We start from the raw sequence: 9,206 nt of genomic DNA, 5'->3' as shown, positions 1-9,206 counted from the left end.
CTGGCGCGCGAATGCCTGCACGACACCTGGCTCCGACTGGCGCGGCCGGTGGCGAAAGACGTGCGGCAGGCGGATGCTTACGTGTTCCGCATGGCCTGTCATCTGGCGATCGACCGCCTGCGCGCGCAGGCGTCATGGCTATCGCTGGATGATCCGGATGCGGGATTACCCGAGCCGATCGACGAGAGTCCCGGCCCCCAGGCCGTGGCGGAGGGCAGGTCTGCCCTGATGGCGTTGGCGCGGATCATGGAGGGGTTGCCCCGCCGGCAGCGCGCCGTGTTGATCGCGTTGCGGGTGGAGGGGCGCAGCCGAGGCGATGCCGCCGAATGGCTGGGCATGTCGTTGCGGTCGGTGGATACCGCGCTGCGCCAGGCGCTGCGGCACTGCGAGCAGGCGGCGGCGCTGGCCCGGTGAGCGGCCAGCGGCCCCCGCCGCTTTGGGGGGCCTTGACTTGAAACCGACCAACTAGTAGATTGGCTGCATTGCGAATATCCGGGGCGACGCCATGGCGTGCCAAGAGCGGGGCTTTCGCGCGTTTTTCAGCAAATCAGAGTGGATTCCTATGAGTTTGGCGCTTTCCCCGCGGGCCCTCGAGATCGTCGAGCAGACCAAGCTGCTGCTCGCTGCCGGCGGCTATCACGGGTTCAGCTATGCCGATGTGTCCGAACGGGTCCATATCGGCAAGCCCAGCATTCATCACCATTTTCCGGCCAAGGCGGACCTGGTCCTGACGGTGGTTGCCCAACACCGCGAACAGGCCCGCGAGGGGCTGGCGGCGCTTGACCAGCATGTCCAGGATCCGCTTGCGCGGCTGACGGCGTACACGGAATATTGGGCCAAGTGCATCCGCGAAGGCTCGATGCCCATGTGCATTTGCGCGATGCTGGCCGCCGAATTGCCTTTGATTCCCCAAGCGGTCGCGGACGAAGTGCGCGCCTATTTCCATGAGTTGACGGGATGGCTCGCGGCGGTGCTTGAGGCCGGCGTCGCCAAGGGGCAATTCCATGTGCGCAATGGCGTCCAGGTGGAAGCGCAGGCCTTCATGTCGACCATACATGGCGCCATGCTGACCGCCCGGGCGTTCGGGGATGCGGAGGTGTTCGCATCGATCACACGCGGGGCGATCAAGCAGTTGACCGTTCCGGCCTGACTGGAGCACGAAGCGCGCCACAGCGGTGCGCCGTTTTTTTAGTTTGTTTACCGACCAACTAGTTGGTTGTTTTCGGAAATCACCGCCGGCTTGCCCGGCCGAGGAACCTTCGTCCATGCCACATCCTATTTCCGCCTTGGGCGCCGTGCATACCCTCATCAGCCTCGTGCCCGCCACCATCGGCCTATACAGTTTTGCACGGTATCGCGGGATCGACAGCGCCACGCGAACCGGCAAGATCTATCTGGTCGGGTTGCTCGTGGCCGTGCTCACCTCGTTCGGCCTATCCAGCTCTGGCGGGTTCAACGCAGGGCATGCGCTGGGCATTCTGGCGCTACTCTCGGTCGCGGGCGCGCTGCTCGTACCGCGGCTGCCATGGCTGTCCCGGGCGCATCCCTATCTGTCGCAGCTGGGCTTTTCCTTCAGCTTCTTCCTGATGTGGGTGCCCGGGATTGCCGAGACGCTCACGCGCCTGCCGGTGTCTCATCCGCTTGCCGAGGGGCCGCAATCCCCCCTGGTGCGCGGCGCTCTGGCCACGTGGTTCGCGCTGTTCCTGGTGGGTTGTGCGGCGCAGTTGCTGTGGATCCGTTCGCAACGGCGCGCCCAGAGGGCCCAGGCGCGGCTTTCGTAGCCGCCCTTGCGTCATGACCGGGACGTCGCGCGGTCCGGCGCGACCAGCCAAGGAGTTGCCATGAATGCCAGAGCCATTGATCCGATGGGCACCGCCCGGATTGACGATGTCCGGGACCCTTACCGCGCCGAGCGGCTGCGTGCCCAGATGCGCGCCGACCGGGTGACGCGTCCGCAGGCACCGCCGTTCGCGCGCATCCAGGCGGCGCGCCCACTGACTGTGCCGACGGCGGCCGCACCGCAAAAGCCAGCCATCGTCAGGAAGGACGATCGGGATCAATCCGTGAATCCGCTGCGCGACCAATACGCGGCGCACTGTCTGATGCACGCCATCGAGGCCTTCCATGACCAGCAGGCCAGGTTGGAGGCGCAAGCGCTGGCCGGCAATCAGGCGTTAAAGGACGAACAGGTCGAGCAGCAAGCGCGCGCGGAGGCGGCCAATGACCTGGGCACGATCCAGGGCCTGCTGCCGCTGCAACCCTATCGCTTCGTGGCGGGGGTTCCGCCGATCATGGTGCAGCAGGTGGCCGCCGTGTCAGGCGCTGCACTGCTAGTCGTGGGCCCGGTGGCCCATGCCGCGCCGTTGCGCAACGCCACGGACGACGCGTTCAGCACCCGCGCAAGCACGCGCGACCGTGCGCGCCGCCCGCGGAAAGAGGGCGCCTGATGCACTGATTTCAATCTTCCAGATACGCTTGCCCGCCGGGCTTCAGATAAGGCGTCAGCGCCTGGAACGGCACGGTGGCGTGCGTGCCCAGGCAAGCCCCTGATGCATGGCCCACGCCGGACACCGACAGGCTTAGCGCACCCGGCGTCTGCGCGCCCAGGGCCAGATACTGCGGCCAGAGATCCGCGCAGTCTTCCAGATTGGGATGTTGATCGGCGCGGTCCTCTGGCGGCCCAGCCTTGACCACCTGGTTCACCACCGCAAGCAATGCGGGGCTGGCTTGCCGGCCGACGCTGCGGCTGGCCGGCACGTACGCGTCGAACACGCGATTCCAGTCCAGGTATTCGCCGCGCAGCAGGTCGAAGGTATACGGTTCGAAATGGTTGTCGGGATGCGCACCACCGCAATCCAGGCTGCCCGCTTCGGTCACCGTCATGAGCGAACGCGACAGCCACGTGACGTTCACGTTTTCCTCGTCGAATCCGCCCAATGTGCCCGCGCCGGAATTCGCGCTGGTGTAGGCGGATGCCATGCACTCCAGTGCCCCGAGGCTCTTCCGCCAGTGGCGTTGCTCCAGCAGGTGATTGATCCGCTGCATGACCTGCGGATCGGGATGCCGGCTCAGCCGCGGGTACGCGAATTTGGTGCGCGGATCTACCCACATGCGATAGGCCACCGCACCGCGGCTGATATCCTTGCCTACCGGTTGTGCGTGGCCGGCCAGCTTCAGCGTCTGGTAGGGCGCACGCGTGGCGTCGATTGCCGCCTTGATATCGACGTCGCCAAGATCAACCTGCGCGGCCCGCACGGCGTTGCCGTCACGCGCCAGTTGCTCGGTGTCGTACTCGGCGACCCGGCGCAAGTCGAAGTGGCGTTGCTTGCCGCTGCGGGTGTCCGTCCATTGCCCGCGATAGCCTTTGGGGTCGCGCACGCCCTGCCAGCTGGCGACGCGGTCGGCCGGGCTGATCGGGGCCTTGGCCGAGGCAACTGGTTGCGTCGGGTGCAGCTTGGGTTCGAACAGGACCTCCTGCGTGCCGCGCAGCGGGATATCGACGCCGTTTCTGGTGTAGAAATAGCGTCCGCTCAACCCCCCGTCAGCGCCCGCGTCGTTGTCCAGTTCCAGCACGATCTGGCCGGCGCCTTGCAGTGTTCCCTGATAGACGGTTCGCTGGGCGGCGTGGGCGTGCAGGCCAGCCAGCGACAAGGTGGTCAGCGCCACGGCGCCAAGAAGGAAACGCTGACGGCGAACGGCCAGTGCGAGCATGGGAAGAGACATCCGGGAGGGGGCGGTCTGGTCGGTGATGAGGGCGTGGCGACTACTGCGGGCGCGTCGCCGAAATCGCCTTGAGCTGCGCGCAGGTCTTTTCCTTATCAGCCGCGCTTAGCGAGCCCAGTTGACCTTTGGTCGCGGTGTACGACTGCGAGAAGGCAGCGTCGAAGTCCGCGGCAGCCATGCCCTGGGCGCCTGCCGCCGTCTTCTGCTGTTGCTTCATCTGGTCCAGCTGCGTGGCCGTATAGGCATTGCAGTATTCGGCGGCGGCATGCATCTGGCCGCTCAGCCCAGCCAGGTTCGGCATCTGGCCGGGAACGGCCTGCTGCGCCACGGCGGCGCCGCTTCCGAAGGTCAGGGCGGCGGCCAGCAAAGCGGCCTTCTGGCCGCGAGAAACAACGGCGCAAGCTTGCTTGAGAATCGGCAATTCAGGTCTCCAAGGGTATTAAGGTTCGGGTTGCGCAGCACCGCCGGCGATCGTGTTGCCGATGCAGCGGGTGCAATATGCCCGGTTCGTTGTTATTAGCTTATGAATCGATGCAACGACATGTATCGCCAACCGCTCAGGCCGGCGAGGCGGCTGCTATCGGGTCTTTGCCGTCGCTACTGCGGTCCCGGATTTGCGTGCGCAAATCGCATATGCCGGATCTCCTGGTCGACGTTGCGCGCCTACATTTCGACACAAAATGCGGCGCGACATCTTTGCCCGGATTCCAGGCTTATCGACCCCTCGATTCAATCGCGCGGTTTGGCTGCTGCCTCCAGTCGGGGGGCAACTTTCTCCGCCAGGAAGTCGATGAATACGCGTACGCGGCGCGCCATATGCCGCTTGGCCGGAAACACCGCGTGCAGTTCCTCGACGTCGCCGGGATTGAAGCCGGGAAGGATCTCGACCAGTCTGCCCGCCTCGATTTCGTGATCAACGTGGAATCGGCCCAATCTGCTGATGCCCATGCCCAGCAGGGTCAGGTCAAGCATCGTCTCGCCATTGTTCGTGAGCAACGAGGTGTGCAAGGACAAGGCTGTCGGTTCGCCTTCAACGAGGAAGGGCCACTGCGCCACGGATCGCCTGAAGTTGAACCCCAGGCAGACATGGTTGTGCAGATCGGAGGGCTTGGCCGGCGTGCCGTTGCGTGCCAGGTAGTCCGGGCTGGCGACCACGGCATACCTGCTCAGGCCGAGCAGCCTGGCCTTGTACGAAGCGTCGGAGAGTTTCCCGACACGCACGGCGACGTCCACGCGCTCTTTCGTCATGTCGACGACCTGATCGGTGAACGAAAGATCAAGATCGATCTGGGGATACCGGGCACGGAACTCGGGCAATAACGGCAGTAGCTGGCGCGTGCCGAAGGGAAGCGACGCATTGACCCGCAGCACGCCTTTGGTTTCGGTGGAGCCTGCGCCGATGGCCTGTTCGGCCTCGTCGATGTCCTCCAGGATCCTGAGGGCGCTCTCGTAGAAGTCTTTCCCCTCCGTCGTGAGGACGAGTTCGCGTGTGGACCTCAGAAACAAGAGCGTCGCCAGCCGGGCTTCCAATCGCGTGATCAGTTTGCTGACGGCAGACGGCGACAGATCCAGCGTCTTGGCGGCGCCCGAGAAACTTCCGGTCTGCACGACGCGCACAAATATGAACATTTCCCCGCTGCGATTATCCATTTCTGCATTGTCCTTGCTTGCATCTTTGAATCTCGTTCCAAACAGCTGTTCCTGGAATCCCCTGTTTTCGCACACCGGGAACAGCGAAAGTTCACCGATCCATTCAATCATCACGTCGGCGCAAGGGCTGGGCAATGATTACCACATTTTTCAAGCACGCCTCGATCGGTTTCGTGGGCGCCTTCGTGTTTGCGGCGCACGCGGTTGCGGCGGAGCCGCCTGTCATTGAACGCTGGCGCAGCTACAGCAGGGTGACGTGGACGGCGGCCGACGCGGCCCAGTCGCCGGCGCCGTTTCCCGGCTCGGTAAATGCGCCCATCGCCGGACTGCACTTCGATCGTGGAGGCCGTGCATTCGTCAGCACGCCGCGCCTGATCGCCGCGAATGCGCCCGCAACGCTCAGCATCCTGGATACCCGGGTCGATGGCGGCAGCGCCCGCCTTGGCGCGTTCCCGTCCGTCGAAGGCAATGCGGTCAACGGTGCACCCGCGTCCAGCCTGCGCAACGTGCTTGGGTTCCATGTGGATAACCAGAACGGTTGGCTGTGGGCGCTGGACATGGGGTTCGTTGCGGGAGAGAGCGAGGCGCCTGCCGGCGGCCAGAAGCTCATCGTCTACGAGCTGGCCACGGGGCGTACCGTCAAAAGCATTCCGTTGGATGCCGTCGCCGACCGCAAGGGCAGCTTCCTGAACGACGTCGCCGTCGACGAAAAGCGCAAGCTGGCCTATCTGTCCGATAGCGGGCTGCGTAGCGCGCCGAACAACCAGGCCGCCATCCTGGTGGTGGACTTCGCCAGCGGCACGGCGCGCCGGGTCTTGAATCAGCATGCCTCGGTCATGCCCGAGCCCGGGGTGAAGGTGGTCTCGCACGGGGTCGACGTCTGGCCGGGAAGCCCGCTCATCCTTGGCATCAACGGCATCGCCCTGTCGCCCGACGGTGAGACGCTGTATTGGACTGTGACGACGGGCAGGCACGCCTATGGCATCAAGACCCGGCTGTTGCGCGACAGCACGAAGACGGATGATCAACTTGGTGCCGAAGTCAGCACCCTTGGCGACACGGGCGGCAACACCGATGGCATCGTCACGGATGCGCGCGGGCGGCTCTTCATCACCGACGTCACCCGCAACGGCATCGTTCGTTACGACCCGGCCACCGGGGCGATGAAACGGGTGGCCTCGCACGACGGCGTATGGTGGCCCGACACCGCCACCATCGCCCCGAACGGCGATCTCGTCTTCACGGCCAGCCATCTCAACGAGCACTTTGCCGGTTCGGTCAAGGCAGGCGCCGAGCGCTATGAACTCTGGCGGGTGGACATCAATCGGGATTGAGCACGTGCCGGCCAAGTCGGGGTGACGTGGCCGGCCGGTCTACGCCCGGACCCTGTCGCGTCCTACAGCGCAGGCTTGAGCACCATCAGGAAATACACCCCCACCATGGCCAGGAAGGCGGGATAGCCCAGCCGTTCCCACCATTGCGCAAAGCGCCAGTAGCGCGCAGGCAGGGCGGTGTCGCCGGCGGCGTGGGAAGCCGCCGCCATTTTGGCCATCTCGTACTGCAGCCACACGACCGGCAGCCAGCACACGCCTGCCAGCAGATACAGCGCGATTGACAGGGTGACCCACGGCGTCGTCCATTGCCAGCCGGCGGCATGCGCCAGCCAGAACCCCGACAGGGGCTGGAAGACCACGGCCGGCGTGGTGAACCACAGGTCTGCACGGACCACCAGTTTCGAGACGGCGGCAATCGCCGGAATGGAACCCGTCCGGTTCGCGAAGAACAGGTAGAACGCCGTACCGAAGCCGGTGCCCACCAGCAGCACCGATGAGAGGATGTGCAGGGTCTTGACCGTCAGATACAGATTCATGGCTTGGGTTCCTCGGTAAGCAGAATGAAGAGCAGCGCAACGACGGCCACATTTTTCAGGACGGGTCCGAAGGGATGCAGCAGGAATTCGGGCAAGGCCACGGCGATGACGGCCGTGTACGCCAGCACCAGCGCAAGCTGCGCGGCCCACAGGCGCCGGCCAGGCCACCAGAGCGTGGCGATGCCCAGTACGAAATCCAGCGCTGCGGCCAGGTACAACGCCGCCCGCGCGGCAGCGCCGTGCAGGCCGACGGGTTCCAGCAACGCGAGGCTGCCCGCCACGGGGTAGAGCAACGCGCTGCACACGGCCGTCCACAGCCAGATCAGCGCCAGCGCGCCGCGCAGCAGGCCGGGGCGCCAGGCAGCCAAAGCCTGGTGGCGCAGTGGCAGCGCGTCGGAGGGGCCGATAAAGGATTCGATGCCGGCGGGCGCACGTCCCAGCGCCCGGGTCGTCGTCGCGGCATCGGCCGTATTGCCCGCGCGCAGCATCCGCCAAGTGTCGCGCGTCAGCAATGACCCCGGCAGCCGGTTCAGCAACGTCGCGGCGCCCGACACCAGCCATGCCGGCACGGGCACCTGCCATGCCGGCGGAAATCCCATCGATGCCCGGTAGACCGCCAGCATCTGGCGGAACTCGACCTCTGTGCCCCCGACCAGCTTCATGACGGCTGGGCCATGATCATCGCCGCGCAGCACCCGGGCGACGATCTCGGCCAATTCATCCACCCGCATGGGGCACAGCCTCTGACGCCCGCCGGCCGGCAGCAGGTGCACCGGTACCGACGCCAAGGCACGGAAGAACCGGGCCGACGCCCCTTGCTCGCCATAGACCAACGCCGGCCGCAGGATGTGGTGCGCAACGGGCAGCGATTGCAGGTAATCGTCGGCAGCGCGTTTGCTTTGGAAGTAGGGGGTATCGCCGTGTTCGGCGCCCAGAGCCGACAGTTGCACGATGTGCCGGACGCCGGCGCGGTGAGCGGCCTCGAACAGGGCGATCGGCGCGCGCCGGTGAATGTCGTCGAAGGTGGCGCCGGCCCCTTCGATCAGGATGCCCACGGCGTTGACCACCACATGGATGCCGCGCAACCGATCCGTCCATGCGGCCGGGTCGGTGTCCGCCATGTAGTCAATGGCAATCTCGTCCGGCCGGGTCGCCACGCGCACGCCTTTCAGCACCCGATGGCCATCGCGCGCCAAGGCATCGCAAAAGGCGCGGCCGACAAAGCCGTTGGCCCCGCACACCAGGATATTCATGTCGTTGCCTTCTTGGATAAGCCGTTCATGGTTGGCGTCGCTATTCTTTTATTTCTGCAATTTCTGTATAGACAGAAATTACTGGGCAAAAAAAGGGCGCGGCGCAAGGCCCGCCCTGGAGGATCACGACTTGGTGCGCCGCATGGTCTTGCTGATTTTCGCGCCCATGCCCAGCGTCTTCATCAGGGTCTCGGGCTTCATGCGCAGCATCTCATCGGACCAGGTCGTCAGGATTTCCAGGAATTCCAGCGTCTCGCGTACCCGTTGTTCGGTGGCGCGGCTTTCGTTTTCGATTTCCGGACTGGCCAGGCTGTCGCGCAGCATGGTCAGCGTGGGGTCGATTTCGCGTTGCCGGCGGCCTTCGACGATGAGCTTGAAGAGCTCCCAGATATCGGTCGAAGTTTCGAAGTGGTCGCGCCGGTCTTCCATCACGTGCACGACCCGAGCCAGGCGCCAGGCCTGCAATTCCTTGAGGCTGTTGCTGACGTTCGAGCGCGCAACCCCCAGCGTATCGGCGATTTCTTCGGCGGGAACGGGGCGGCCCAGCAGATAGAGCAGGGCGTGGATCTGGGCGACGGTGCGGTTCACGCCCCAGCGCGAACCCATTTCGCCCCAGTGCAGGATGAATCGTTCGGCGATCGGAGTCAGTTTCATGGAGCCACTGTAGGAGTTTTCTGTTATTTCTGTCAAGACAGAAATAACAGAAACGA

General features: G+C 65.0%; 11 protein-coding genes. 5 read left to right on the top strand and 6 right to left on the bottom strand.

Annotated features, from left to right (window positions below; all coding sequences use genetic code 11):
• The 4 genes from AC27VE_RS27910 to AC27VE_RS27895 form a co-directional block, all read left to right on the top strand.
• The coding region (locus AC27VE_RS27910; RefSeq protein ID WP_488705563.1) for an RNA polymerase sigma factor at nt 1-414 on the top strand (414 nt) is incomplete at its 5' end.
• 148 nt (nt 415-562) lie between these two features.
• On the top strand, nt 563-1,150 hold the full coding sequence (locus tag AC27VE_RS27905) for a TetR/AcrR family transcriptional regulator (RefSeq protein WP_006226828.1): 588 nt from the start codon (nt 563-565) through the stop codon (nt 1,148-1,150).
• Nucleotides 1,151-1,265: 115 nt separating this feature from the next.
• Complete coding sequence (locus tag AC27VE_RS27900) at nt 1,266-1,781, top strand: hypothetical protein (RefSeq protein ID WP_488705562.1); 516 nt, start codon at nt 1,266-1,268, stop codon at nt 1,779-1,781.
• 60 nt (nt 1,782-1,841) lie between these two features.
• Nucleotides 1,842-2,447, top strand: coding sequence for a hypothetical protein (locus AC27VE_RS27895; RefSeq protein WP_488705561.1), 606 nt, complete (start codon nt 1,842-1,844; stop codon nt 2,445-2,447).
• Nucleotides 2,448-2,457: 10 nt separating this feature from the next.
• Here the strand turns inward: AC27VE_RS27895 and AC27VE_RS27890 are convergent, their stop codons facing one another.
• The 3 genes from AC27VE_RS27890 to AC27VE_RS27880 all read right to left on the bottom strand — a co-directional run bounded on the left by AC27VE_RS27890 (nt 2,458) and on the right by AC27VE_RS27880 (nt 5,484).
• On the bottom strand, nt 2,458-3,711 hold the full coding sequence (locus tag AC27VE_RS27890; protein WP_488705560.1) for a hypothetical protein: 1,254 nt from the start codon (nt 3,709-3,711) through the stop codon (nt 2,458-2,460).
• A 52-nt stretch (nt 3,712-3,763) separates the two neighbouring features.
• Complete coding sequence (locus tag AC27VE_RS27885; protein WP_427959159.1) at nt 3,764-4,144, bottom strand: hypothetical protein; 381 nt, start codon at nt 4,142-4,144, stop codon at nt 3,764-3,766.
• 308 nt (nt 4,145-4,452) lie between these two features.
• Nucleotides 4,453-5,484: a LysR substrate-binding domain-containing protein gene (locus AC27VE_RS27880; RefSeq protein WP_488705559.1), complete on the bottom strand. Its 1,032-nt coding sequence runs from the start codon at nt 5,482-5,484 to the stop codon at nt 4,453-4,455.
• Between the two features lie 23 nt (nt 5,485-5,507).
• On the opposite strand from AC27VE_RS27880, the gene AC27VE_RS27875 reads away from it, so the two are divergent.
• Complete coding sequence (locus AC27VE_RS27875) at nt 5,508-6,707, top strand: L-dopachrome tautomerase-related protein (RefSeq protein ID WP_488705558.1); 1,200 nt, start codon at nt 5,508-5,510, stop codon at nt 6,705-6,707.
• Between the two features lie 62 nt (nt 6,708-6,769).
• Here the strand turns inward: AC27VE_RS27875 and AC27VE_RS27870 are convergent, their stop codons facing one another.
• The 3 genes from AC27VE_RS27870 to AC27VE_RS27860 form a co-directional block, all read right to left on the bottom strand.
• The gene (locus AC27VE_RS27870; RefSeq protein ID WP_488705557.1) at nt 6,770-7,243 is read right to left on the bottom strand and encodes a DUF2269 family protein; all 474 of its coding nucleotides are present in this window, start codon (nt 7,241-7,243) and stop codon (nt 6,770-6,772) included.
• On the bottom strand, nt 7,240-8,496 hold the full coding sequence (locus AC27VE_RS27865) for an SDR family oxidoreductase (RefSeq protein WP_488705556.1): 1,257 nt from the start codon (nt 8,494-8,496) through the stop codon (nt 7,240-7,242). The genes AC27VE_RS27870 and AC27VE_RS27865 overlap by 4 nt, the downstream gene beginning before the upstream one ends.
• A gap of 123 nt (nt 8,497-8,619) precedes the next feature.
• Nucleotides 8,620-9,150 carry a GbsR/MarR family transcriptional regulator gene (locus AC27VE_RS27860; RefSeq protein WP_006226837.1) on the bottom strand — a complete coding sequence of 177 codons (531 nt, stop codon included), beginning with the start codon at nt 9,148-9,150 and terminating at the stop codon, nt 8,620-8,622.
• Between the last annotated feature and the right edge of the window lie 56 nt (nt 9,151-9,206).

It is taken from the genome of Achromobacter sp. 18P8.1.1 (genome assembly GCF_057799415.1).
The sequence above is the reverse complement of the archived record's forward strand: the minus strand, read 5'-3'. Positions and strand labels throughout refer to the sequence as shown.